The organism is Mesorhizobium sp. ESP-6-2, assembly GCF_020164675.1.
Classification (GTDB): Bacteria; Pseudomonadota; Alphaproteobacteria; order Rhizobiales; family Rhizobiaceae; genus Mesorhizobium.
In genome coordinates this window covers 907898-932207 of record NZ_JAIUGT010000001.1, presented here as the reverse complement: position 1 = coordinate 932207, position 24310 = coordinate 907898, and the positions used below count along the sequence as shown (strand labels likewise).

Annotated in this window: 27 protein-coding genes and 1 tRNA gene; 17 read left to right on the top strand and 11 right to left on the bottom strand. The window is 64.2% G+C overall.

The window, feature by feature from the left end; all coding sequences use genetic code 11:
* Positions 1 to 36: 36 nt before the first annotated feature.
* Both LB532_RS04620 and LB532_RS04615 read right to left on the bottom strand, forming a co-directional pair.
* Positions 37 to 1575 (bottom strand): sugar ABC transporter ATP-binding protein, encoded by a 1539-nt coding sequence (locus LB532_RS04620; protein ID WP_140643931.1) that lies wholly within the window; start codon positions 1573 to 1575, stop codon positions 37 to 39.
* Positions 1576 to 1690: 115 nt separating this feature from the next.
* Positions 1691 to 2653 carry a sugar-binding protein gene (locus tag LB532_RS04615; RefSeq protein WP_140643905.1) on the bottom strand — a complete coding sequence of 321 codons (963 nt, stop codon included), beginning with the start codon at positions 2651 to 2653 and terminating at the stop codon, positions 1691 to 1693.
* Between the two features lie 549 nt (positions 2654 to 3202).
* Between LB532_RS04615 and LB532_RS04610 the strand changes: the two genes are divergently transcribed.
* The 5 genes from LB532_RS04610 to LB532_RS04590 all read left to right on the top strand — a co-directional run bounded on the left by LB532_RS04610 (position 3203) and on the right by LB532_RS04590 (position 8414).
* Positions 3203 to 4297: a LacI family DNA-binding transcriptional regulator gene (locus LB532_RS04610; protein ID WP_181169585.1), complete on the top strand. Its 1095-nt coding sequence runs from the start codon at positions 3203 to 3205 to the stop codon at positions 4295 to 4297.
* Positions 4298 to 4657: 360 nt separating this feature from the next.
* Positions 4658 to 6259, top strand: a complete 1602-nt coding sequence (locus LB532_RS04605) for a flavin monoamine oxidase family protein (RefSeq protein WP_224556401.1) — start codon at positions 4658 to 4660, stop codon at positions 6257 to 6259.
* A 49-nt stretch (positions 6260 to 6308) separates the two neighbouring features.
* Positions 6309 to 6722: a c-type cytochrome gene (locus LB532_RS04600; protein WP_181169587.1), complete on the top strand. Its 414-nt coding sequence runs from the start codon at positions 6309 to 6311 to the stop codon at positions 6720 to 6722.
* A gap of 90 nt (positions 6723 to 6812) precedes the next feature.
* Positions 6813 to 7325: a RidA family protein gene (locus LB532_RS04595; RefSeq protein ID WP_140643907.1), complete on the top strand. Its 513-nt coding sequence runs from the start codon at positions 6813 to 6815 to the stop codon at positions 7323 to 7325.
* Positions 7326 to 7613: 288 nt separating this feature from the next.
* Positions 7614 to 8414, top strand: coding sequence for a class I SAM-dependent methyltransferase (locus tag LB532_RS04590; RefSeq protein WP_224556400.1), 801 nt, complete (start codon positions 7614 to 7616; stop codon positions 8412 to 8414).
* A 17-nt stretch (positions 8415 to 8431) separates the two neighbouring features.
* On the opposite strand, the gene LB532_RS04585 is transcribed toward LB532_RS04590, so the two are convergent.
* Entirely contained in the window at positions 8432 to 9970 is a 1539-nt protein-coding gene (locus LB532_RS04585; protein ID WP_140643910.1) for a winged helix-turn-helix domain-containing tetratricopeptide repeat protein, read from the bottom strand.
* 127 nt (positions 9971 to 10097) lie between these two features.
* Between LB532_RS04585 and LB532_RS04580 the strand changes: the two genes are divergently transcribed.
* Positions 10098 to 10559 (top strand): cupin domain-containing protein, encoded by a 462-nt coding sequence (locus LB532_RS04580; protein ID WP_140643912.1) that lies wholly within the window; start codon positions 10098 to 10100, stop codon positions 10557 to 10559.
* Positions 10560 to 10864: 305 nt separating this feature from the next.
* On the opposite strand, the gene LB532_RS04575 is transcribed toward LB532_RS04580, so the two are convergent.
* On the bottom strand, positions 10865 to 11356 hold the full coding sequence (locus LB532_RS04575; protein ID WP_140643914.1) for a hypothetical protein: 492 nt from the start codon (positions 11354 to 11356) through the stop codon (positions 10865 to 10867).
* A gap of 337 nt (positions 11357 to 11693) precedes the next feature.
* Between LB532_RS04575 and LB532_RS30305 the strand changes: the two genes are divergently transcribed.
* Positions 11694 to 11786 (top strand): excalibur calcium-binding domain-containing protein, encoded by a 93-nt coding sequence (locus LB532_RS30305; protein WP_224556424.1) that lies wholly within the window; start codon positions 11694 to 11696, stop codon positions 11784 to 11786.
* 12 nt (positions 11787 to 11798) lie between these two features.
* On the opposite strand, the gene LB532_RS04565 is transcribed toward LB532_RS30305, so the two are convergent.
* Positions 11799 to 12299: a hypothetical protein gene (locus LB532_RS04565; protein ID WP_140643917.1), complete on the bottom strand. Its 501-nt coding sequence runs from the start codon at positions 12297 to 12299 to the stop codon at positions 11799 to 11801.
* Between LB532_RS04565 and LB532_RS04560 the strand changes: the two genes are divergently transcribed.
* Together LB532_RS04560 and LB532_RS04555 are read left to right on the top strand one after the other, a co-directional pair.
* The gene (locus LB532_RS04560; protein WP_140643919.1) at positions 12293 to 13429 is read left to right on the top strand and encodes a helix-turn-helix domain-containing protein; all 1137 of its coding nucleotides are present in this window, start codon (positions 12293 to 12295) and stop codon (positions 13427 to 13429) included. The genes LB532_RS04565 and LB532_RS04560 overlap by 7 nt on opposite strands.
* Positions 13430 to 13432: 3 nt before the next feature.
* On the top strand, positions 13433 to 13876 hold the full coding sequence (locus LB532_RS04555) for a hypothetical protein (protein ID WP_140643921.1): 444 nt from the start codon (positions 13433 to 13435) through the stop codon (positions 13874 to 13876).
* 134 nt (positions 13877 to 14010) lie between these two features.
* Here the strand turns inward: LB532_RS04555 and LB532_RS04550 are convergent.
* From LB532_RS04550 to LB532_RS04540, 3 genes are all read right to left on the bottom strand, one after another.
* Positions 14011 to 14087, bottom strand: a tRNA-Arg gene (locus tag LB532_RS04550).
* Between the two features lie 251 nt (positions 14088 to 14338).
* Positions 14339 to 15262: a DUF1003 domain-containing protein gene (locus LB532_RS04545; protein ID WP_224556399.1), complete on the bottom strand. Its 924-nt coding sequence runs from the start codon at positions 15260 to 15262 to the stop codon at positions 14339 to 14341.
* A 674-nt stretch (positions 15263 to 15936) separates the two neighbouring features.
* Positions 15937 to 16830 carry a D-alanyl-D-alanine carboxypeptidase family protein gene (locus LB532_RS04540; RefSeq protein WP_140639243.1) on the bottom strand — a complete coding sequence of 298 codons (894 nt, stop codon included), beginning with the start codon at positions 16828 to 16830 and terminating at the stop codon, positions 15937 to 15939.
* Positions 16831 to 17052: 222 nt separating this feature from the next.
* Between LB532_RS04540 and LB532_RS04535 the strand changes: the two genes are divergently transcribed.
* The 3 genes from LB532_RS04535 to LB532_RS04525 all read left to right on the top strand — a co-directional run bounded on the left by LB532_RS04535 (position 17053) and on the right by LB532_RS04525 (position 19302).
* Positions 17053 to 18156, top strand: a complete 1104-nt coding sequence (locus LB532_RS04535) for a hypothetical protein (protein ID WP_140639244.1) — start codon at positions 17053 to 17055, stop codon at positions 18154 to 18156.
* Between the two features lie 127 nt (positions 18157 to 18283).
* A complete protein-coding gene (locus tag LB532_RS04530; RefSeq protein WP_224556396.1) occupies positions 18284 to 18895 on the top strand; it encodes a nucleoside triphosphate hydrolase in 612 nt (203 codons plus the stop codon).
* Positions 18896 to 18990: 95 nt separating this feature from the next.
* Positions 18991 to 19302: a hypothetical protein gene (locus LB532_RS04525; RefSeq protein WP_140639246.1), complete on the top strand. Its 312-nt coding sequence runs from the start codon at positions 18991 to 18993 to the stop codon at positions 19300 to 19302.
* 42 nt (positions 19303 to 19344) lie between these two features.
* Here the strand turns inward: LB532_RS04525 and LB532_RS04520 are convergent, their stop codons facing one another.
* The 3 genes from LB532_RS04520 to LB532_RS04510 form a co-directional block, all read right to left on the bottom strand.
* On the bottom strand, positions 19345 to 20049 hold the full coding sequence (locus LB532_RS04520) for a glutathione S-transferase family protein (RefSeq protein ID WP_140639247.1): 705 nt from the start codon (positions 20047 to 20049) through the stop codon (positions 19345 to 19347).
* A 188-nt stretch (positions 20050 to 20237) separates the two neighbouring features.
* Positions 20238 to 21446: a beta-ketoacyl-[acyl-carrier-protein] synthase family protein gene (locus LB532_RS04515; RefSeq protein WP_140639248.1), complete on the bottom strand. Its 1209-nt coding sequence runs from the start codon at positions 21444 to 21446 to the stop codon at positions 20238 to 20240.
* Positions 21447 to 21450: 4 nt separating this feature from the next.
* A complete protein-coding gene (locus tag LB532_RS04510; protein WP_140491308.1) occupies positions 21451 to 21705 on the bottom strand; it encodes an acyl carrier protein in 255 nt (84 codons plus the stop codon).
* Positions 21706 to 21907: 202 nt separating this feature from the next.
* On the opposite strand from LB532_RS04510, the gene LB532_RS04505 reads away from it, so the two are divergent.
* The 5 genes from LB532_RS04505 to LB532_RS04485 are packed head-to-tail and all read left to right on the top strand — an operon-like array spanning position 21908 to position 24276.
* Complete coding sequence (locus tag LB532_RS04505) at positions 21908 to 22750, top strand: urease accessory protein UreD (protein ID WP_140639249.1); 843 nt, start codon at positions 21908 to 21910, stop codon at positions 22748 to 22750.
* A 28-nt stretch (positions 22751 to 22778) separates the two neighbouring features.
* Positions 22779 to 23081, top strand: a complete 303-nt coding sequence (locus LB532_RS04500) for an urease subunit gamma (protein WP_140639250.1) — start codon at positions 22779 to 22781, stop codon at positions 23079 to 23081.
* A gap of 10 nt (positions 23082 to 23091) precedes the next feature.
* Positions 23092 to 23346 (top strand): DUF1272 domain-containing protein, encoded by a 255-nt coding sequence (locus LB532_RS04495; RefSeq protein ID WP_140639251.1) that lies wholly within the window; start codon positions 23092 to 23094, stop codon positions 23344 to 23346.
* A 31-nt stretch (positions 23347 to 23377) separates the two neighbouring features.
* The gene (locus LB532_RS04490; RefSeq protein WP_140639252.1) at positions 23378 to 23965 is read left to right on the top strand and encodes a HupE/UreJ family protein; all 588 of its coding nucleotides are present in this window, start codon (positions 23378 to 23380) and stop codon (positions 23963 to 23965) included.
* Positions 23966 to 23970: 5 nt separating this feature from the next.
* Positions 23971 to 24276, top strand: coding sequence for an urease subunit beta (locus LB532_RS04485; RefSeq protein WP_140639253.1), 306 nt, complete (start codon positions 23971 to 23973; stop codon positions 24274 to 24276).
* Positions 24277 to 24310 lie beyond the last annotated feature (34 nt).

The window sequence follows — 24310 nt, the reverse complement described above, 5'->3', positions numbered from 1 at the left end:
GCCGGCCCGAGCGGCCATCCCGCCGCAGCGGCAGAATTATTTCGGCTGCTTGCCCACCGCCAGCAGCAGCACGTTTTCCTGGCTGAACTGGTCCTTGTCGAGAATGCCCGAGATCTGGCCCTCATGCATGACGGCGATGCGGTCGGACACGCCGATCACCTCCTCCATGTCGCTGGAGATCATCAGCACGGCGACGCCGGCGTCGGCGAGCGCGCGCATCAGCGCGTAGATCTCCGCCTTGGCGCCGATGTCGATGCCGCGCGTCGGCTCGTCGAGGATCATCACCTTGGGGTTCATCGCCAGCCATTTGGCCAGCACGACCTTCTGCTGGTTGCCGCCCGACAGCGTGCCGGTGCGCGTCTGCACCGAAGGCGCCTTGATGCCGAGATCTTTTTTCTGCTTCTCGGCGGTAGCCGTTTCGGCGCTGGCCGACACCAAGGAGCGCTTGGCATGCGCCGGCAGGTTGGGCAGCGAAATGTTCTGGGCGATCGACAGGTCGAGCAGGATGCCGGTCAGCTTGCGGTCCTCCGGCACCAGGAAGATGCCGTGCGCGACGGCATCGGCCGCCGAGCCCAGGGCGAGCGGCTTGCCGGCGAGCTCGAGCGCGCCGCCAAGGCTGCTTTCGATGCCGAAGAATACCCGCGCCAGCTCGGTGCGGCCGGAACCGACGAGGCCGGCAAGGCCGAGGATTTCACCGCGCCTGACGTCGAGATCAACCGGCCGGCCGGGATAGGTCGGGGTGCGGATGGCCTTGGCCGACAGGGCGACGGCGCCGGGGGCGCGGGCCGCCTCGGAAGCCTTCTCGCGCTCCTTCAGCATGCGGCCGATCATCAGCTTGACCATCTGGTCGTGGTTGATGTCGCGCTTGGGCAAGGTGCCGGCCAGCATGCCGTCGCGCAGGACGACGACGCGGTCGGCGACGCGCTCGACCTCGTGCAGGCGATGCGAAATGAAGATGACGCTGATGCCGTCCGCCTTCAACGCCTTGATTACGTCGAGCAATTTGTCGGTCTCGGCGATCGGCAGGCTCGATGTCGGTTCGTCGAGGATGACCAGCCTTGCCTTGATCGACAGCGCCTTTGCGATCTCGACCATCTGTTGCTGGGCGAGCGACAGTTCGGCGACAGGCGTGTCGGCGGAGAAATTGGCGCCGACGCGCTTCAACAGCGGCGCCACCATGGCGCGCAGCCTGGCGCGGTCGACGAGCTTGAGCGGCCCGGCGCGCAGCGGTTCGCGGCCGAAGAAGATGTTGGCTGCGACATCGAGGTTCTCGAAGAGGTTGAGTTCCTGGTGGACGAAGGCGATGCCGGAGCCAAGGCTGCCCTCGACGCTCAGGCCGTCATGGGCGGTGCCGTCGACAGTGACGGTGCCGCTGTCGGGCCGCGTCACGCCGCCGAGGATCTTCATCAAGGTGGATTTGCCGGCGCCGTTTTCGCCGACGAGGCCGATGACCTCGCCCGGCCTGACCTCCATCGAGAAGCCGTCGAGCGCGACGACGCCCGGATAGGTCTTGCGCACGTTCTCGAGGCTGAGGAACGGGGTAGTCGCGGCGATGGATGTGTCGGAATAATTCATCATGCCTGACAGCGTTGGCGGCCGACCTCTTGGCAGACTGACTGGCCTCGAAGGCTTCGTCAATGCGAGAGCAGCCGGCCCAAGCGACGTTGAGCCGGCTGAACTGCCTTCGGTCTTAATTTCCAGCCATCGCCTTCAGATTGGCGGCGTAGGCGTCAACGTCATCCTTGCCGATGATCTTGGTCGGGATGATGATGAGGCCGTTGGCCGGGATGCCCGACTTGTCGCCCTTGAGATAGGACGCCATCAGCTTCATGCCCTGATAGGCCCATTCGAAGGGCTGCTGCACGACGGTGGCGGCAATGGTGCCTTCCTTGACGCCGCCCAGCGTAATCGGATCGTCGTCGAATCCGACGACGGTGATCGAGCCGAGCTTGCCGGCATCGCGCAGCGCTTCATAGATGCGCGGCGTGTTGTAGGAGTAGAAGCCGACCATGCAGGTGACGTCGGGGCTGGCGACCAGCGCGTCCTCGACGTTCTTCTTGGCGCGGGCCTGATCGATGTCGTCGCCGCGCACGTCGACGAGCTCGATCTTGGTGCCGGCGAGGCCATCCTTCATGCCCTGGATGCGCTCCTTGGCATTGTCGGCGCCGAGCAGGCCGACGAAGCCGAGGCACTTGCCGCCGTCCGGCATCGCCTTCTTGGCGATTTCGGCCGCCTGCTTGCCGGCATCGACATTGGACGAGCCGATATAGGCGACGCGCTTGGTCTGCGGAGCGTCACTGTCGGTGGTGAACAGCGCCGTTTCCGAGGCGATCTTGTTCAGCCCGTCGGTCGAGGTCTTGGGATCGACGGCCGAAACCATGATGCCCTTGACGCCGGCCGTCACCAGATCGTCCATCAGCCGCTGCTGGATGGCGACCGAGGACTGCTCGGGATATTTCAGCTCGAGATTGTAGTCGGGCAGTTCGCCCTGCGCCTTCTTGACGCCGGCTTCGGCCGCCTTCCAGAAATCGGAAGCGCCGTTGACCACGAAGGCCAGCGTCGGCTTGTCGTCGGCGCGCGCGATCGTGCTCGCCGTCAGGCCGAGCAGCAGCGCCGCGGTGGCCACGGATGCATTGCGTATCAAGGATTTCATGTTCAACCTCCCGTTTTGGCCGGTCGTCGGACCGGCCGATCCTGCACTTGTCTGATTTGCCGTTCGCGGCTTGGACGCCCTCCTCCTCAAGGGTTCCCGGCACTGAAGATGGCGTCGTTCCAGCCACGGCGACGGACTTTAGAGACTCATCCCCCGTTCGTAAATAGTCCGATTTGTCTGACATATCACATGTCCGCGACAAGGCTTCGCGGGGTACTATCCGCTTGCCATCGGGCCATTCGCATGCACCGCGCCCCAGGGAAATCGAACGCGACGGACCGACGTTACAGCGCATTTTCATATTAGTAAACGGTATTAGTTGCGGACGATGGCGACCGCGCCGGCGGCGCCGCCGTTGGGCTTGCCGAGAACGCAATGGCTTGGCGCAAAAGGGATAATCGGCTCATATGCTGTGATTTAGGCTACCTGAGCCGCCTAGCCAGTAGACCGGCCGCCCGCTAATAGATATAAGTCACGCGATATTTCTATAAACCGGCGCGGCCTTGATGGTTGCCGGGCAGGCCGGACAGGCCGGGGAACACGAACAGCATGAGCGAGACCACTGATATCGCAACGGCAAGGCGCCGCAAGGCGCCGGTGAAGCCCAAGGGCCGGGTCACCATGACCGACATTGCGCGCGCCGCCGGCTGCTCGCAGGCGACTGTTTCCTTCGTGCTCAACAATTCGCCTGGCATAAAACTGTCGCGGCAGACCCGCGAGCGGGTGATCGAGGCGGCGCGCGCGCTGGGCTACAGTGCGCCGGCCTTTTCGGCGCTGAAGGCACCGGCCAGCGCCTTCGACGGGCTGGACGGGGTGATCGGCTTCGCGGTCGACCAGCTCGCCACCAGCCCGGAAGCCGTCGTCGCCATCGAGGGCGCGCGCCAGGCCTCGTGGAACGCCGGCAACGTGCTTCTGGTGGCGCAGACCATGGGCGACGCCGTGATGGAGCCGCGCGCCATAGAGGCGCTGACCAGGCGGGGCATTTCGGCACTGATCTACATGACCATCTTCACCCGCGAGATAACGGCGCCCGACTTCCTCTACAGCCCCGACATCCCGGTGATCCTGCTCAACTGCTACACGTCGGATTATGCCTTCCCCGCCGTGGTGCCCTCCGAGATCGCCGGCGGCCAGAGCTCCACCCGGCACCTGATCAGCCACGGCCACCGCCGCATCGCCACCATCACCGGCGAGCCCTGGATGCAGGCGGCACAGGACCGCCTGAAAGGTTACCGCCGCGCGCTTGCCACCGCCGACATCCCCTTCGATCCCGAACTGGTGGTCGAGGGCGACTGGTCGGCAAGTGCCGGCTATGCCGCGACCGTCAAGCTCCTGGCGCTGAAGGACCGCCCGACCGCCATCTTCTGCCAGAACGACCGCACCGCGATCGGCTGCTACGAAGCGCTGAAGGAAGCCGGCCTGCACATCCCGCAGGACATCTCCGTCGTCGGCTACGACGACGAGGAGATCGCCCGCCATCTGTTCCCGCCGCTGACCACCTCGATCCTGCCGCATATGGCGATGGGCCAATGGGCGATCGAACAGCTCGAAGCGCCAGCGACGGTGGGACGGGGGCGCTATCCCATCACCAAGCTGGAATGTCCGCTGGTGGAGAGGGAGAGTGTAAGGGCCGTGGCAGGCTGACCGACAGGCCGACAAGGCAAGCATTTGGGCGATGAAAACCGGCGCCGCGAGCGCCGCCTGGCCACGGACTTTCCCGCCGGACTTTCCCGCTGCCGGGGCCAGCCAGGCATGCCCTTTCAATTGGCACAGCAAGCGGTCGGGCCGCCGGCCCCGAGGCCGCGAAGGCGTGAAAAATGCCGGCCAGCGACGCCGCGAGAGCCCTATTGCGCCAAGGTTCGAGGACATTTGTTCCAAGCGCGGCGTGTTGGTTGAACGGACTGGATTGCAGGCATAGCCTTGCGTCGTCCACCGGGGCTCGCCTCGAGCTTGCGGGGGCAACAGGCGGCGGATCGCGGCGTGCCGCTGATCGAGGAGACGAACATGCAGCTCGAACAATCCCTTGCCGGCATGCGCCGGCGCGACCTTCTCAAAATGATCGGCATCACGGCGGGCAGCGCCGCAATGTACCAGGCCATGACCAGCATGGGGCTGGCGGCAGAGTCCGATTACAAGGGACCGATCAAGCTCGAAGGCGACCCGAAGGGCGCTTCGGTGCTCGTCCTGGGCGCCGGCCTGGCCGGCATGCTGGCGGCGCTGGAACTGCGCCAGGCCGGCTACAAGGTGAAGATCCTTGAATACAATGCCCGCGCCGGCGGCCGCAACTGGACGATACGCGGCGGCGACACCGTTACCGAACTCGGCGGCTACACGCAGAAATGCGAGTTCGACGAGGGGCTCTACCTCAATCCCGGCCCTTGGCGCATCCCCTACCATCACAACGGGCTGCTGGCCTATTGCCGGAGGCTCGGGGTGACGCTGGAGCCGTTCCAGCAGACCAACCACAACGCCCTGCTGCACTCGACGGAGGCCTTCGGCGGCAAGCCCAAGCGTGTGCGCGAGATCGAGACGGACTTCAAGGGCCACACTTCGGAGCTGCTGGCCAAGGTGGCCAGGAAGGGCCAGCTGGAAGGGCTCGTCTCCAAGGAGGACCAGGAGGTGCTGCTCGAGGCGCTGCAGTCCTGGGGGGCGCTGGACAAGGACTACAGCTACAAATCCAGCCTCACGACCGCCGAATTCCGCGGCTACGAGAAGGAGCCGGGCGGCGGCATCGGCGCCGAGCCGGCGGCGGGTCAGGTCATCGGCGCGTCCGACGTGCTGAATTCGCGCCTGTGGGGCAGCCTCGCCAACTTCTCGCTCTACGAATTCCAGACCACCATGTTCCAGCCGGTCGGCGGCATGGGCAGGATTGGCGAAGCCTTTGCCAAGCAGGTCGGCGACCTCATCACCTACAATGCCAAGGTCACCAAGATCGCCCAGAACGACAAGGGCGTGACGGTGACCTATGAAGACGCGAGAAACCCCGGCACCGCTCAGGAAGCCAGCGCCGACTGGTGCGTGTGCACCATTCCGCTCACCATCCTCAGCCAGATCGAAATCCAGGTCGGCGGCGCCATGCAGGCGGCGATCGGGGCGGTGCCCTATGCGTCCTCGGTCAAGGTCGGCCTGCAGATGAAGCGCCGTTTCTGGGAGGAGGACGAATCGATCTTCGGCGGAGTCAGCTATACCAACCTGCCGATCTCGCAGATCTCCTACCCCAGCACCGGCTTCAACGCCGGCGGCAAGGGCGTGCTGCTCGGCTGCTACACATGGAACGGACCGAACTCCTACGAATTCACCGCCATGACCCCGCAGGAGCGCGTGCAGAAGGCGGTGGAATACGGCGCGCAGCTCCACCCGCAATACAAGCAGGAGTTCGAGACCGGCGTTTCCTGGGCATGGCACCGCTCGCCCTTCACGCTTGGCTGCGCGGGCGACTGGACTGAAGAGGCGCGCAAGGAGCACTACGACAATCTGTGCCAGATCGACGGCCGCATCGTGCTGGCCGGCGAGCATGCCTCCTACATTCCCGCCTGGCAGGAGGGCGCGATCCTGTCCTCGCTCAACGCCATCACCCGCCTGCACCAGCGCGTCATGCAGGGATGAGGCCATGCCGATCCCTTCGTTCACCCCGTATCCCGCGAGGCATCCCATCATGAGCAGCTCCTTCAAAAGATCCAGCGGTCTCATCGCCGCCATGGCCGTCGCCATGGCGTTCGCGGCCCCCGGCGCGTTCGCCGATTCGGCCGGCGTCACATTCAGCCAGGGCGATAATTTCACCGAAAAGGATGGCGCGGCGCTCTATGCCAATGTCTGCGCCGCCTGCCACCTGGACAGGGGGCAAGGCGCGGTCGGCGCCGGCCACTATCCGGCGCTGGCCAAGAACAAGAACCTGGAGACCGGCGGCTATCCCGTAAGCCTCGTCCTGCACGGGCAAAACGGCATGCCGCCGGTGGGGCAGATGATGAGCGACGACCAGGTCGCGGCCGTGGTCAACTATGTCAGGACGCATTTCGGCAACGACTACAAGGATGCCGTGACGGCGCAGGACGTGAAGGATGTCCGCTGATTGGCGGATGTCGACCGCACATGCGGCAACGCAAACCGCGCGGCGGGCATTCCGGCGCTCGCCGCCCTCCCGAACAGAAGGAAACGGGTCATGAAACCATCGATCGGGAAATCATGGATCGGGGCCACCGTGCTGGCGGCGGGAATGCTGGCCGCCGGCGCGGCCTTGGCCGACGACGTCGTTCGCCACAAGGTTCCGAATTCGGATTTTCCGATCCTGCGCGCCGTCGAGGTGCCGGCCGGCAAGACCACGGTCTATCTCAGCGGCGCCGTGCCGTCGGTCATCGACGAGAAGGCCGACAAGGCGACGGTCGCGGCCTATGGCGACACCGAGGCCCAGACCGGCTCGGTGCTGAAGTCGATCGACAAGACGCTGGCCGATCTCGGCCTGAAGATGGGCGACGTCGTCAAGATGCAAGTCTTCCTGGTCGGCGATCCCGCCAAGGGCGGCAAGATGGATTTTGCCGGCTTCATGAAAGGCTACACCAAGTTTTTCGGCACCAAGGACCAGCCGAACCTGCCGACGCGTTCGGTGGTGCAGGTCGCGGGCCTTGCCGGCCCCGGCTTCCTGGTCGAAATCGAAGTGACCGCCGTGCGGCCCTGAAGCCGGGCGTTCGGCCACCCCGTTGCGCCAGGACGCTAAATGGGCTGGCGAGGCGCGGATCTGGCGGGCCGGGAACCGGCGCGGTCGAAGCGACCTCGCCCGCCCAGGCACCCACCGAAAGGCGGAGCTGGGCGATGTTGACCCGCCAGTGAGGGCTAAACCGCGTGGAGCCCACGCCCAAGCACTAGCCATTCGTCGAAGGCAGGTTGCGCGACCGCGGACGGAAAACCGCCTCACACTTTTCCGGGAATTAGCCTAGCCTCGCCCCTTCGGCGCAGGGAGAGCGAGATGACCTCAAGTTTCACCGTTCATGACGCATCCGGATATGAGCAGCTCATGGGTCGCTGGAGCCGCAAGCTCGCGCCCAAATTCATCGACTTCGCCGGGCTCGGCACCGGCGAAAAGATCCTCGATGTCGGCTGCGGCACCGGCAGCCTGACCTTCGAGCTGGCGAAATCCGCCGACCTCTCGGCGATCGCGGCGATCGATTTTTCGCCTGTCTTCGTCGAGGCGGCGAAGGCGCGCAACAGCGATCCGCGCATCGAGATCCAGCAGGGCGACGCCACCGCTCTGCCGTTCGCCGACAATGCGTTCGACCGCGCGCTGGCGCTGCTCGTGCTCCACTTCGTGCCGGAGGCCGGCAAGGCAGTGGCCGAAATGCGCCGCGTGGTGCGGCCGGGCGGCGTGGTCGCGGCCGTCGTGTGGGACCATCTCGGCGGCATGCCCGGCATGCGCATGATGATCGACACGGCGGCCGCGCTCAGCGAAGGCGGACGCCAGATGCGCAGCCGCTATTGCTTCCAGCCGATGATGCAGCCCGGCGAAATGAAGCGGACTTTTATCGAGCAGGACCTGGCCGAAGTCACCGAAACCGAGCTGATGATCCGCATGGACTACCGGGATTTCGACGACTACTGGGCGCCGATCGGCGCCGGCGAAGGGCCGCTCGGTAAATACATGATGACGCTCGACCCAGCCGAGCGGACGCGCATCGAGGGTGCCGTCCGCGATGCCTACGAGGCCGGCCGGCCGGATGGAGCGCGGTCGTTCGCGAGTGTGGCCTGGGCTTGCAGGGGCGTGGTGCGGTAAAGGGGCCGAGAGCCGCGCTATTGCGGCAGACCGGCGGCCTGCAGCGCATCGCCGAGGCAGTGCGCGAGCGCCGGGGCGCAGTTCACGGCCGCGAACTGCCGACCGTAGCGAAACGTCGGGTGCAGCTCACGCACCCGCGCCGCTGCCGCCGCCGCCTCATCCAGCCGGCCGAGCTTGGCCAAAGCGGCGGCCAACTGCACATAGGTGATGCTGTGGGCGGGGTTGGCCTGAACGGACCTGTATGCGGCACGGCAGGCCTCGTCATAGCGGCCGCGCAGCAGATGGCTCATCGCCTGGGCATCGAAGGCGGCGAAAGCCCATGGATCGAAGGGGCTGAGCCGCATCCCGCGCTCGCTCCACTCGATGGCCTGCTCCGCTTCGCCGCTCCAGCCGAGGATGACGCTCCCCAGAATATAGGTCAGGGCGGATGACGGGCTGACGGCAAGCGCGGCTTCCAGGGCGGTGAAGGCGGCCTTGCGGTCATGTCCATCCATGCCGATCGAAAACCCCGCAAGGGTTAGCGCCGACGCGTCGTCCTGTCCGTGCAGGATGGCCAGGCGGGCGTGGCGTATCGAAGCCTCGCGATTGGCTTCCTGCAGGCCGGCGCGAAGGAAGAAGCAATGGTGGCACATGGCGGCGTTGCCGTGGGCAAGCGCATAGGTCGGCTCGAGTTCGATGGCGCGTTCGAGCAGCACAAGCGCCTGCGTCACCCGCTCGGGCATGCCGGAATCCACGTCCGGCTGGGCGCGCAGCACGAGGTCGTAGGCATCGAGACTGTCGGGGCGCTTGCGTCTCACCCTCTCGATTTCGACACGCCGCAGGCTGGGCGCGATCGCGCCGACAGCCGCCAGCGCGATCTCATCCTGGAGCGCGAAAATATCGGCGGAGGCGCGGTCGAAGCGCTCGGCCCATATGTGGGCGCCGGTCGAGGTGTCGATCATCTGGCCGGTCACGCGCACGCTGCCGCCGGCCCTGCGCACGCTGCCTTCGAGCACATAGCGGACGCCGAGCTCGCGGCCGACCTGCTTCACGTCCACCGCGCGCCCCTTATAGGTGAAGGAGGAGTTGCGCGCGATGACGAACAGCCAGTTGATGCGCGCCAGGCCGGTGATGATGTCGTCGACGATGCCGTCGGCGAAATAGTCCTGCTCCGGATCACCGCTGAGGTTCGAGAACGGCAGAACCGCGATCGAAGGCTTGCCGGGCCATGTCAGCGTTGCCGCCTCGGGGCCCAGACCACCGATCGCGACTTCGGGCCCGACATAACGATAGCCGTGCCGCGGCAGCGTCTCGATCCAGCTTCCGCCGCCGGCCGTGCTCTCCAGCATGCGCCTGGCCGCCGCGATCTGCACCGTCAGGTTGCTGTCCTCGATCGCTTGGCCCGGCCATGCGGCGTCGATCAGCGCCTGCTTGGGAACCGGCTTGCCCGTGCGTTCCACAAGCAGCGCCAGCAGCGCGACGGCCCGTTGGCCGAGCGGCGTCGGCTGGTCGCCGTGGAACAGGATCCCGGCTTCGCCGTCGATGCGAAAGGGGCCAAAGGCGAGGCTTGTTGCCATTCCCGAAGGAGATACCGTTTGCAATCTTTTCGCAATGATTTCGCAACGGCTTCACGACTGGCCGGCCGGGTAGAGGCATTCTGCGCCGGTGGCTGCGGGAAAACGCAGCGAACCGATGGAGGATCAAATGAGCGCCGCCCCTGTCATCCGCATGCCCGACGAGAACAAAGGGGTCATGCTGCGTGGCCAGCCGATGGCGTTCCTCGTCACCGGCGAGGATACCAGGCACACGAGCATGTTCGACTGGACCATACCGGCCGGCTTCGCCACCGGCCTGCATGTCCATCGCGTGCAGGAAGAAACCTTCTATGTGCTTGACGGCGAATGTGTCTGGCACGTCGGCGCGCAGGTGATCCGGGCGACGCCTGGCACCTTCCTGTTCATTCCGCCCGGCGTGCAGCACAACATCACCAATGTCGGCGAAAAACCGGCCCGCGTGCTGATGACCGTCTCGCCGCCCGGCCATGAGCACTATTTCGAAGAGCTTGCGAGGCTCGCCGCAAAGGGCTCCCCGGATCCAAAGGCGCTCGCCGAGCTCCGGAACCGCTACGACACCGACCAGATTTCTACCCTGACGGCAAGTGCTTAGGCGTAGGTGGTAGAGCGTAATTGGTCTGCTTTGCGGCGCGAGCGCGACCTCCTCAACACTTAATCCCGACAGAGACCAAGCAGCGAAGATCAACTTCACCAAAGTCATTGCTTTCGATTAGGGCACGCCGTTAAAGATGGCGGATGAACCGGGAGCATCAGATATCGTATTGAAAGACGGTGCGTTGAACGGCCTTCTTGCTCCATAAAATAAGCCGAAAAGCTCCGACGGCAACGCCGAAGCATTCAAACATGCGTACTATGCGAACATGAAAGACCTTGGCGCACGGCCCAACGCCCCAACGGCTAGTAAGCTGAAGGGTTTTCACCAACAGCGAAATGGACCATTTGGTTCGGTCCGTCCCAACGCAGGTCGCAAAACTGAAGGAATCTTCTTCCCAAAATTATGTGGTATGGGTAGCCCAAACCTCTCAAATCTCGGCCTATTACCCACATATCGAGCGCTCGTCCCGTCTCGATTATGAAAATCGAACCACGGTGCGCCTTGGACCCGGCTTCATTGTTGACGGTCATCGCCTCTCCGCCTTGGGCGATGGGACAAGAATATTTTTCAATCAGGCTTTGGTCGACGTAGACGCCGTCCGCACCGGTATCGATCAAAGCCCACACGCGGTCCAGATCAACGTTCTTGGTCTCGCCGTTAGAAACGCGACTATCAAAGAAGAAGCCAACCAAAACACAAGGGTGGCTATAGATGAACTCAAAGGCCGGTGTTGTTTTCCCGTTCCTCACAGCGGTGTCGACGTTCACTAGATGTCGAACCCGCAGATCAATCACTATCTCCTCCCACTAACCCGTCGACATCAAAGCACCGCGTCTGAAGCGAGTCGAGTCCCTGGCCGGCAACGGTCGACGCAATTGCCCAGGTTGGTCGGTAGGGTCGCGATGGTGCTTGCGTAGCCGGGTGGATGGTCGAGCCCGGCCAGGCACTCGAATGGCCCTGCTGCAGCCATGGCGCCTACGCAGGACGGCAGCCGAATGATGCGCCAAGGCCGGTCTGTAGACAGCGCACGGCGGGATGCCATCGAGCAAGCCGCTCGGCCTCATCAGCTGACGGCTAGTCGCTCAGAGCGGCTACTCGTACGAACCCGTCGGACATGTTCGCTAATTGGTCGTGCGACAAGGCGCGCTGTATCTCGAAAACTGCCCATGGGGCGGCAAGCTCGACCGCGACGGTGACGGGATGGCGTGCGAGACGCTTTGCTAGAGCAGCCAAGAGTTATGCGAGTGCATCTTGTTTAAGCAAGTTGATCTTTTCCCAGACGTCTTTATAGACAAAATGGGCTCTGGCGTACAGGATCAGAATAGCCAACGGGAGGGGAATGAAATGCACAATAGTCGTAAAGAGAGCAAGCGGCTCGCCCATGCAAGATTGGTCTACTGCAGCGTAGAACGACCAAAATAGGGCCGCAACCCCGAACAAGAATGTGACCGCCGCACAACATGCTACCCAAGTGGCCAGGCTGTCATCATTGATGACGATCTCTCGCTTTGCCGATTCTAAGCGTGCCCGAAGGCTGCTGGCTGATGAGGGGTCTCTCACCTTTCTTGATCCGATTAACGTTTCGATTGCCGCGATCTGGCGTGCAAGCGGTCCTCGGGGGACTATAGCTAGCTCCTTAAAAATCGACAGTGCCAAATTTAGTCCGAACGCTAGTTGAAGCAGTCCGGAAAACTCATTGAGACGAAAACACTCTGCTGCGAGCGACTGAGATGCCATTGAAACTTACTCCCCGACCTTCGGCAGTGAAAAGCATCCGCCGAGCGCGACAACTGTCAATTGAAGCGGTGGCGATTGAGGCGAATATCCGATCTGATTTGTTGACTGAAATAGAAACGACTCCGACGGATGTAAGCAAGCGGGTGGCGTTCTCACTTGCCTCCGCTCTGGCGGTGCCAGTCCAGTTCTTGTTTGCCAAAGACGTAGAAATCGACGCGAACATGCCCGATTTCCGCACGGTCAATAATAGGCCAGCGGTTCTGACAACGGCAGGACTAGCGCGAATCGCGCGTGCTCGTTCAATCGCCGCTTACTTGGCGGACGGAGCGTTCGAAGACTGCACCAGGTTTGCCAACACACATAGCATCACCATCAATCAGCAGTCGACCGCGCAAAAACTATTAAAGTCGGTCTATGTCCCTGTCCAGCGTCCCGACGGATCGGTGGATCCGACACTAACGTTCAGAGAGACGCGCGTAGCGCTTGAGCGGAAAGGCATCATCGTGCTCTGCGATAGAGTAGCAGACCCGTTCCGTGGGTTTTGTTATTCCCCCATCGGTGACTTTCCTATCGTCTTCGTGAACACAACTGGACAGCGCCCCGCTACCAAGCTGTTCACACTGATGCATGAAGTCGTACATGTGCTCCTTGGCAAAACGGGAGTTTCAGACCCCGCCATTCTCAACAACCAGGTTGAAAGATTCTGCAACTCGGTGACTGCGTCGGTCATGATGCCCGCGGAGGAATTTTCACAAGCCTACAAAGGCATCGCGGGAAGGGGTGCCAGGGCGATTGTCGATATTCTTTCCAGACGATTTGGCGCCAGTAAGCAGGCGAGCGCCTTACGCGTCTCTGATCTGGAATTGAGCAAAGGCTTTTACGCGACATGGTCTGCGACGCTGCCGTCCAAAATCCCCATGATCGAAGAAGAAGACGAAGGTGAGGAGTCCAGCGGGGGCGGTGGGATCAGCTCGCAGATTGCTAGATTCGGATATCTTTTGCCTAACATGCTCACTGCCGCCGTCGACAGGAAGGCAATTTCTCAATTCGACGCGTACCGGCTCACCAATTTAAAGCCAAGCACGATCAAGCAGATCGCCGCCATCGGTGTTAACCGGCTGGGGCCATAACGGATGGTCTACAGCGGCATCAATTTTGTGATGGATCTAGAGGCATGCCTTTATTTTGTCGAAGCTGGCGGAAATCTGAAAGCCGCTCTGTTCGAACGAGCCAAGGTCGAACGCATTGCAGTGCCCAAGGAGGTTTTCGATCAGGTTCGCATTTTCGACAGAAGCTTGGCCGACGAGATATTGGAGTCCGACATCGAAATTGTCGAACTCGATTCCGATGTCTACGTTGCCGCTGGCGCGCTCAATGAAATCTTTATGACCTCAGGGCATCGATTGGACGCGGCCGCCAACGAAAAGGTCCCCGTCATAGCCCTCGTCCATTGTGCGCAAAATGGCGCTAAGCCGCCATGCCATTTGGTATCTGGCGACAACGGAATCCACTCCTCGTCAATGAGAAGCCTTTGTGCCGCCCTGAAGGTCCCCTTCATGGAAGTCACTAGCTTCTAGCGGCTTTGGCGTTGTTGTGTGGGAAATCGGGACCAAGTGGCAGGTCCGCTTGAGAATCCTTCGGGCCGAAAGTGTTACCCATGTGTCCGGTATAAACCGTAAACTATGTGTCCGGAACGGACCCCCGATTTCATTGGCGCACCCGACAGGATTCGAACCTGTGACCTCTGCCTTCGGAGGGCAGCGCTCTATCCAGCTGAGCTACGGGTGCTTCCCGGGATCCGGAAAACGAACCGGGTGAACCGGCAAGTCACGGCTTCTTAGCGGAAGCGGGCGCGGGCTTCAACGGGCAATTGGCGATTGGGCGGCGTCGCGTGGTGGGGGTGGGTTGGTCCTTTCACGGGTGCGGGGCTTGTCGGATATGGCGCGCTCCTCTCCGTCTCGGCTTCGTCGAGCCTTGCCGGGGCGAGCCACGGGTCTCGCCCATGCTTCGGACCCCACTTTGTGGGGCGAGGAAGCCCCTCACCCGCCCACCTCACTCTTCACCGCCCGCCTCCTCACCCCTCTTGCCGCGCGCTTGGCCTTCTTCGCCCCCGTCAACTCGTGCATGGCGTCGAGCTGCATCTGCTGCATCTCGGCCAGGCGCGTCCATTGGCGCGAGATGAGGTAGTCGAGCTTTTCGTGCAAATGGCGCACTTCGAGCTCGGCCTTGAGGTTGACGCGGTAGTCGTTGAAGGAGCGCAGGCGGTCTTTCACCTCCTGGCGCTTCTGGCTCATCATGATGATGGGCGCCTGGATGGCGGCAATGCAGGAGAGCAGCAGGTTGAGCAGGATGAAGGGGTAGGGATCGAAGGCGCGGTTCAAGCCCTCGAACAGGTTGATGGCGATCCACACCAGGAGCACGCCGGCGAACGAGATCAGGAACCACCAGCTGCCGCCGAAGGCCGCCATGTTGTCGGAGACGCGGTCGGCAAACGAGCGGTGCTCCTCGAACTCCTCTTCCGAGTTTTCCGAAATCGTGTCCTGCCTGGCGATCGATTCCACCACCTGGCGGTCGAGCTCGGAAAATTCGCCGTGCTCCTGCTGGAGCAGCTCCTCCATGTAGCGCATGCGGTAGCGGCCGAGCTCCTCGCGGCTGATGCGGGCGCCATGCGGCAGGTCCGGATGGTCGGAGCGGATGCGGTCGGCCAGGCTCGGGCGCAAATCGTCGATGCGCACCAGGTCGCGCTTGCGGAATTTGCGGCCGGAGATCGCCGACGGTATTTTCTTGGGCTTGGCCCGCGAGGCGCCGGGCAAGGCCGGCTCGGAGTCGGGCACCTCGGGCGTGTCGAAATGCTCGTCCGAAACGCCGTGCAGGTCCTCCCCGGTGGTCGGCGCCTCAAAATATTCGCCGCCGCTGTCATTGTCCGCCGCCTGCTGCTCGGATGCCTTGGGAACGGTGCTCATGATGCGGGCTCCTGCCGTGGTGGAAGACGATAGACCGATGCGGCGATGCTTAGCCAGCATCGCGGCGGATTTGAGCAGCCCTATGCCATGCCTTGCGGACGATTGCGTGACAGGAAGGGGCAGCGGGCTGCCTTTCGGGGCTCGCCTGGTAGAGAGATATTCGAGGTTCGCGGCGGGTCTATGAAAGTGCCATCAAGGCCTGAGCAAACCATAACGGGCGCGAAGCTCCGTCGCGGACCCTCCATCCCATGACGTTGGACGCAGTGGAGCAGAATTGCGAACCGTTGCGGCGCCTGCCAGTCGCGGCATGGATCCCTTGGGCTGCGGAGCAGCTCCAGGGGTCTGCGCCGCGTCGCTACGCTCCTTGCTCCGCCCGTGGATGACGAAGTGATTGGCTGGCGCCTGGGCGACGGCAACAAAAACCCGCCTTGCGGCGGGCGGCTGGCGCAAATCAGCACCATAGCGAGAACAGTAGCATAGTGGCCCTCACCCTGTCAAGAAAAAATTCCTATCGAATAGACGGGGCAGCTTGCGGGCAATCGTTTCGCGTTCCGGCGCTGACGCCCGCCTTCGAGCGCTGGCCGTATAGTGACGGGGAGAAAGGAGCGCCGCGACGCCGACGCCATCCTCGCAACGCTGGTGATTGGCGAAAGCGGCGACGACAGCTCGCCCGCTCACTGCTGTTCGGCGTACATCACCCTGGTCGGGGCGTCGGCTATCGCCGGCGACAGGCTGCGCTGGATCAGCGCCTCGACATGGTCGTTGCGCTGGCGGGCGCTGTCGGCGCCCATCACCACCACGATCAGCTGGCGGCCGTCGGCTTCGTAGGAGGTGACGATGTTGAAGCCGGAAGCCCTGATATAGCCGGTCTTGATCCCGTTCACGCCGCGCACGCGGCCGAGCATGTCGTTGTGGCCGCGCACCAGCCGGCCGCGGAACATGAAGTCGCTCTCGGAAAAATAGTGGAAATGCTGGGGGAAGCGCTGGTGCAGCGCCATGCCGAGCACCGCCATGTCGCGCGCGCTGGTGACCTGGCCGCCGTCGGGCAGGCCCGAGGCGTTGCGGAAAACGGTGCTGGTCATGCCGAGCTGGCGCGCCTTCGACGTCATCATGGCGGCGAACCGCTCCTCCGAGCCGCCGAGATATTCGCCCACCGCCACCGCCACGTCATTGGCCGACTTGACGACGATGGCGCGGATGGCCGAATCGACGTCGATCGTTTCCCCGCGCCGGAAGCGCAGCTTGGTCGGCGGCTGCGAGGCGGCATGATCGGAGACCGGGATCTGCGTTTCCTTGGAGACGCGGCCGCTCTCCATCGCCTCGAACAGGAGGTAGAGCGTCATCATCTTGGTCAGCGAGGCCGGATAGCGCGGCGCCCTCGAATTGACCTCGAACAGCTGCTTGCCGCTTCCGGCGTCGACGACGATGGCCGCGTATTTCTGCGGCGGCGCCGGCACGGCCAGCACAGAGTCCGGCGGTGTCGTGGTCGAGCAGCCCGCAGCCATCAGCAACAGGCCAAGGGCGACGAAAAGTCTCTGGACGAGCGGAAGGCGACGCTGGTGGGACAAGGGCAAGTCTGTTCGGGTCAGGCTGTTGCTGAGATGCGGCGAAGCTAACGTAACCCGCCAGCCGCGTCCATTTGGTTAATGGCGGTAGCCCCAGCTTTGTCACGCGCCGCAAGACCTGGATTCCACGCCGGGAGGCGACACTGATGCAAAATGCCGGACGCGGTGCTTGCGCATCCGGTGGCGAACGTTTCTTGTTGCGCTTTCGGATTCGATGAGAACGCCATGGATACGGTCACCCTCAAGGCACGCGGCATTTCGGTTTCGCTCGACACCACGGTCGGCCATATCGCCGACATGGTGGTCGAGGATGGCGGGCGCCGGCTGCGGCCGCTGCACCGCGCACCGTGGGTCGGCGCGCCACGCGAGACGCTGCCGGCCGACTTGCCCGAGGGCACGGTGCGGCTGTCCGGCGATTTCCTGTGCGCGCCGTTTTCGCGCAGCGACGTCGAGGAAGCGCCGCTGCATGGCTGGCCGGCCAACAGCGCCTGGGACGTCACCCGGAGCAGCGCCATTGACGGCGGCTGGCGAGCCGTTTTCCGGCTGCGCCGCAAGGTCATGGGCGCGACCGTCGACAAGATCCTGACGCTGCGCGACGGCCATGCCTTCCTCTATCAGGAACATGTGTTTTCCGGCGGCCACGGCGCGATCTCCGTTGCCCATCATCCGATGACGGCGATGACGGATGGCGGCCGGCTGGCCTTTTCGCCAAAACGCTTCGCGGCCTCGCCCGCCGATCCGCTGGAGCCCGATCACACGCGCGGCCGCTTCCTGCTCGCCTATCCCGGACGCACCAGCGATCTCGGCCATTTTCCCGCCGCCGGCGGCGGCACGCTCGACCTGACGGATTACCGCATGGACGACCGGCGCGAGGATTTCGTCACGCTGGTCGAGGCCGATCATGGCGGGCCAGGCTGGACGGCCCTGGCGCGCCGGGCCGAGGACGATTTGGTCCTGGTGCTGAAGAATCCGGCGGAACTGCCGGTCACCATGCTGTGGTTCAGCAATGGCGGCCGCGACTACGCGCCGTGGAGCGGCCGGCATCTGGGCGTGCTCGGCATAGAGGACGGGCGCACCGCGATAGGCCACGCCGCCTCGATCGGCGACAACTGGCTGACGCGCGAAGGCGTGGCGACGGCGTTCGCGCTCGGCGAAGGCCGCAGCGTCTCCTTCCGCCATGTCATCGGCGCCCTGCCGCTGGCGGGCGGCGAGCCGCCGCAAGAGGTCACCACGGCGGACGGCCGCATGCGGCTCTTGGGCGGAAGCTCGGCGCGGGAGGTGCTCTTCGACAGCGATTTCCTGCGCATCGGGCAGGCTGCGGCTGGCTGAGTGGATGCTTCGAACGCCCCGCTTTGACATTCGACCGCCGTTCCTTACCCAAAATGCCGGTTTGAAATTTCCGCCGAGTGCCGCCAGAATAGCGGTCGCGCCAACCATCAGGGCACGCGAGGCTGCCATGTCCGAAATCGCCCATCTCGCCGCCACCATCTTCAAGCGCGCCGGCAAGGCAAAGCGCTTCATCGTCGCCATTGCCGGACCGCCGGGGGCCGGCAAGTCGACATTGTCGGCGAGCCTGCACGATCTCTTGCCGGAAGGCGCCGTTGAGGTCGTGCCGATGGACGGCTTCCACTATGACGACATCGTTCTCAACCAGCGCGGGCTACGCGCGCGAAAGGGGGCGCCGGAGACGTTCGACTTCGGCGGCTTCGAGACGCTTCTGAAGCGCATCCGGGCGGGAGAGCCCGACATCGCCATCCCGGTGTTCGACCGCACCATGGAACTGTCGCGCGCCGCGGCGGCGATCATCGGCGCGGGGACCAAATTCATTCTGGTCGAGGGCAATTATCTGCTGCTTGACGAGGAGCCGTGGTCGCGGCTGGCGCCGCTGTTCGATTTCTCGATCTTCGTCGAGGTGCCGCGCAACGAACTCGAGCGCCGGCTGATGGAGCGCTGGCACGAACATGGCCGCTCCGAGGAGGATGCGCGCGCCTGGATCGCCTCCAACGACATGCCCAACATCGAACGCGTGCTGGCGCGGCGCCGGGCGGCCGACCTGGTGATTGGTTAACCTGCTTAATTGTCGATATTTGTAGGCGGGAACCTTAAGGGGTTTCGCACCGTTATGACCGGGAACCCGATTGTCCGGCGTAAGGGGATTTTGCAATGGCAACCAAGGCAAGAAAACCGGCGGCCGCCAAGACCAGGGCGGCGAAGACGACGCAGGCGAAAGCCGGCGCTGGTCCGGCGATCGCCGAACGTTCGAAGGACGCCAAGCCCAGCTTCGGCAAGGCCGCACCTCGGAAGGTCGCGGCCGCAAAGCCGGCCAGCGCGCGGAAGCCGGCGCCAGACAAATCCGGCGCCGTTCGCACGGCGGCGAGCGTTGCAGCCGGCGCGGTGGTGGCGACAGCGCGCGGCGCCGCGTCGCTGGCGGCTTCCGTGATGGGCAAAGGCGGCTCGAAAGCCAAGGCGAAATAGCCGAGCCTACGACATTTCCGCCGCCCAGGGCGGCTGGCAGCTTCAGGTCTTTGCCGGAATGGTCAGGCCCTTCTGCACTGCCGGCCGCGTCAGGCTGCGCTCCAGCCATGCCGCCAGGCTGACGAAATCATCGAAGCCAACGAGGTCGCGCGCTTCATAGAAGCCGATCAGGTTGCGCACCCAGCCGATGAGCGAGATGTCGGCGATGGTGTAGTCATTGTCCATGATCCATTTGCGGCCCTTCAGCCTGCCGTCGAGAACGCCGAGCAGGCGGCGCGATTCATCGCGGTAGCGCTCCAGCGGCCGCTTGTCGGCGATCTCACGGCCGGCGAATTTGTGGAAAAAGCCGACCTGGCCGAAGATCGGGCCGACGGCCGCCATCTGGAAGAACACCCACTGGATCGTCTCGTAGCGCCGCGCCGCGTCCGCCGGGACGAGCAGGCCGGTCTTGTCGGCGAGGTAGAGCAGGATGGCGCCGGACTCGAACAGGCCGATCGGCTTGCCGTCGGGACCGTTCGGATCGATGATCGCCGGTATCTTGCCGTTGGGATTGAGCGACAGGAATTCCGGCGTCCAGCTTTCGTTCTTGCCGATGTCCACATAATGCGGCTCGTAGGCCAGGCCGATCTCTTCCAGCGCGATCGATATCTTCACCCCGTTCGGGGTCGTCGCCGAATAGAGCTGGATCCGGTCCGGATGCCTGGCCGGCCAGCGGGCGGTGATTGGAAAGGCGGACAGGTCGGCCATCGAGAACTCCTGGGATTCGCACCGAGCGGCGCGGGCTTGGCGGGTCTGCAAGGAATTAGGCGCACGCCCCGGCATGATCAATGCGGCGTCAGGCGTTTGGCCGTGCACGCACAGTCAACAAATCGAATGATGCCGGCAATCGGGAGCCGGCGGATCGAGGCCTGCCGGGCGGAGCATGATCGCCGGGATCAGATCGCCTTGAAGGCCAGCACCGCATTGGTGCCGCCGAAGGCGAAGCCGTTGCTGATGGCGGCGCGCACCTTGCGCTCGCGCGCGACGTTCGGCGTCACGTCGAGATCGCAATCGGGGTCGGCCTCGCGGAAATTCGCCGTCGGCGGCACCACGCCCTCGCGGATCGCCATGACGCAGGCGATCATCTCCAGCCCACCCGAGGCGCCAAGGCAATGGGCATGCATCGACTTGGTCGAGGAGACGGAAAGCGCGCGCGCGTGCTCGCCGAAGACGCGCTTGATCGCGGCGGTCTCGATCTGGTCATTGGCCTTGGTGCCGGTGCCGTGCGCATTGAGGTAGTCGATGTCCTCGGGATTGAGCCCGGCGTCCGCCAGGCAGAAACGCATCGCCGCTTCCGGCCCCTCTATGGTCGGCGCAACGATATCGGAGGCATCGGCCGAGAGGCCGGCGCCGACGATTTCGGCGAGGATGTTTGCGCCGCGCGCCACCGCATGGTCGTGGCTTTCCAGAACCGCCATGCCGGCGCCTTCGCCGAGCACCAGGCCCTGGCGATCGGCCGAAAACGGCCGGCAGGTGTCGGGCGACAGCACGCGCAGCGCTTCCCAGCCCTTCAGCACGCCCCAGACCAGCGGCGCCTCGGTGCCGCCGGCGATCATGACGTCGGCGCGGCCGAGCCGGATCTGGTCGACCGCCGATGCGATGGCGTGGTTGGCCGACGAGCAGGCCGAAGTGACGCCGAACACCGGTCCACGCAGGCCGAGATGCATGCTGACCTGGCCGGCGGCGGCACCCGGCATGACCTTCGGCACCGTGAAGATGCCGGCGCGATTCTTGCCCTCGATCAGGATGGCGCGGTAGTTCTCCTCGACCGTCTCGAAGCCGCAGACGCCGATGCCGATAACGGCGCCCATGCGGTAAGTATTGTCCGCATGGGGGGCCAAGCCGGACTGCTGTAAGGCTTCGCGGGCGGCAATCACCGCCAACAGGCTAAAACGGTCCATCGACACCAGCTGCTTGCGCTCGATGCCATGGTCGGGCAGCGCCTTGATCTCGCAGCCGATCTTGACCTTCAAATCGTGCAGGAACGGGTTGTCGATGGGACCGATCGCCGAGCGCCCGGCCCGCATCTCGGTCCATATGGCCCGCACATCGGTGCCCAGACCACACAGCCCGCCGATGCCGGTAATGACGACGCGCTTGTGCATCCGGTCAGGCTTTTTTCGCGATCAGCGCGCGAACGGCCTCGACCATATCGCCAACATTCTTCAGGTTGCTCCAGGCATCGACCGTGTTCATCTCGATCTCGATGCCATACTGCTCCTCGAGATCGAAGATGATCTCGGTCAGTTCCAGCGAATGGATGCCGAGCGCCGTCAATTCGGTGCTGGTGGTGATCTCCTCGCCGCCCGGCTCGGCATGAGCCTTGATCTTTTCGATGATTTCGGTCGCCAGTTGGTCAGCCATTCGGTCTCTTCCCCACTTTGTCGTTTCCCGACGCCAACTGAACAGCGCCTTTTTGTCCTCGATATCAGGCCGCGACCGTCGCCTTAGACCCCCGCCAGGCGTCGCATGAGCGTACCAAGGTGGCTCCCTCTATAGAAACGGAAACGTCATCAAGCAACAAGCTATATATCGACAAAACCGCCGCGGTGCTTAACCTGACGGCGTGGATACGATCGTACATACCGGATTTTCGGCCCCGCCGGCGCAGCGGGCGGCCGGACTTGCGCAGCTCGTCTGCGCCAGTCAGGACGGCCGCACACGGCTGCGCCGCCTCTATCAGGACGGTTCCGCCAAGATAAGGATGCCGGCCGTTTCCGGCGGCCCGCTGGAAGCCGTGCTGATCAACACCGCGGGCGGGCTGACCGGAGGCGACCGCCTCGGCTGGGAGATCGACGTCGGCGCGCATGCCAGCGCCACGATAACGACCCAGGCCTGCGAAAAAATCTATCGCGCCGCGTCCGACCGGGCCGAAGTCAGCGTCCGGCTAAGGGTCGGCGAAAACGGCCGCATCGCCTGGCTGCCGCAGGAAACCATCGTTTTCGACCGATCGGCCTTTGCCCGCACGCTCGACCTCGACCTTGCCGCCGGCGCCGAGGCGCTGGTGCTGGAAGCGACGGTCTTCGGCCGGACGGCAATGGGCGAACGCGCGGTCCAGGGCTGCTTTCATGACCGCTGGCGCGTCCGCCAGGGCGGGGCTCTCATCCATGCCGAGGATTTCCGCATCGGGCCCGACATCGCCGCGACCCTGGCGCGCCCGCCGATCGCCGGCGGCGCCGGCGCGATGGCGACGGTGCTGCTGATCTCGCCGCGGGCGGAAGCGCTTCTCGATCCGGTTCGGGAGATCATCGGCGGCCAGGGCGGCGCCAGCGCCTGGAGCGTGCAGGAATCTGGCAAGCTTCTTGCGAGGCTTTATGCCGGCGACGGTTACCGGCTGCGCCAGCATCTGGTTCCGCTCGTCGGCTTGCTCAACGGAAAGGCGGGACTGCCCAAAATATGGTCACTGTGATCGTGTCCGCATCATTTCAGGGAAACGCATGAACCTGACGCCGAGGGAAAAGGACAAACTGCTGATCGCCATGGCTGCGATCGTGGCGCGGAGGCGGCTGGAGCGCGGGGTCAAGCTCAATCATCCGGAGGCGATCGCGCTGATCACCGACTTCGTCGTCGAAGGCGCCCGCGACGGCCGTCCGGTTGCCGAGCTGATGGAAGCCGGCGCCCACGTCGTCAGCCGCGCCCAGGTGATGGAAGGCATCGCCGAGATGATCCATGACGTGCAGGTGGAGGCGACGTTCCCGGACGGCACCAAGCTGGTGACCGTGCATGAGCCGATACGGTGAGGAGACAAACATGCTTGAGCTGCGCCCGAACTGCGAATGCTGCGACAAGGACCTGCCGCCGGAGGCGACGGATGCGCTGATCTGCACCTTCGAATGCACCTTCTGCGCCGATTGCGTGGAAGACGTGCTCGGCGGCACCTGCCCCAATTGCGGCGGCAATTTTTCGGCGCGGCCGATCCGTCCGCCGGCAATGCTGAAGAAATATCCTGCGTCGACCAAGCGCGTCCTCAAAGCCGAGGGCTGCGGTCCGGCCAAGGCCGCGTGATCTTTGCGCTCACAAACGAAAGGCAAGTAGAATGATCCCCGCCAAACGCCTGTGCCTCTCTGCGATCCTGCTCATGGCTGCCGCCAAGCCCGCCTATGCCCATGTCGGGGCCGGCACGACCTCCTCCTTCGCGGCCGGCTTCATGCATCCGCTCTCCGGCCTCGATCATATGACGGTGATGGTCGCGGTCGGCCTGTGGGCGGCACAGAAAGGCGGCAAGGCCATGTGGGCCTGGCCGGCCGCGTTCGTGGGGGTCATGCTGGCCGGCGGCGCGCTCGGCATGCTGCATGTGCCGCTGCCCTTCGTCGAGCCGGGCATACTGGCGTCGGTGGTGGCGCTCGGATTGTTCGTGGCGCTGGCCGTCGATCTTCCCGTCATGGCCGGCGTCGCCATCATCGGCACGTTCGCGCTGGTTCATGGCCACGCCCATGGCACCGAAGTGCCGGAAAATGCCGCAGGGCTTGAATACATGGCCGGCTTTGCCGTCGCCACGGCGCTGCTGCACGCCGCCGGCATCGCCGCAAGGCCTGGCCTCGGCAGGCGATTTCGCGGGCTCGTGCGGACCGCGGGTGCCGCCTGCACGGCGATCGGGCTCGGCCTCGTTTTCGGCGCCGTGTGACGACGATGATACCCGGTGAAATCATTCCCGCCGACGGCGACATCGACCTGAACAAAGGCTTGCCGACGGCTACGCTCAAAGTGGCCAATAGCGGCGACCGGCCAATCCAGGTCGGCAGCCACTATCATTTCTTCGAGACCAATGAGGGTTTGAAATTCGACCGCGAACGGGCGCGCGGCATGCGCCTCGACATCGCCGCCGGCACCGCCATGCGCTTCGAGCCCGGACAGGAGCGCGACGTCACGCTGGTGCCGCTGGGCGGCAAGCGCGAGGTCTATGGCTTTCAGCAGAAGGTGATGGGCAGGCTGTGAGGCCGCTGGCGTCTCATGCGCGGCGTGCAAAGAC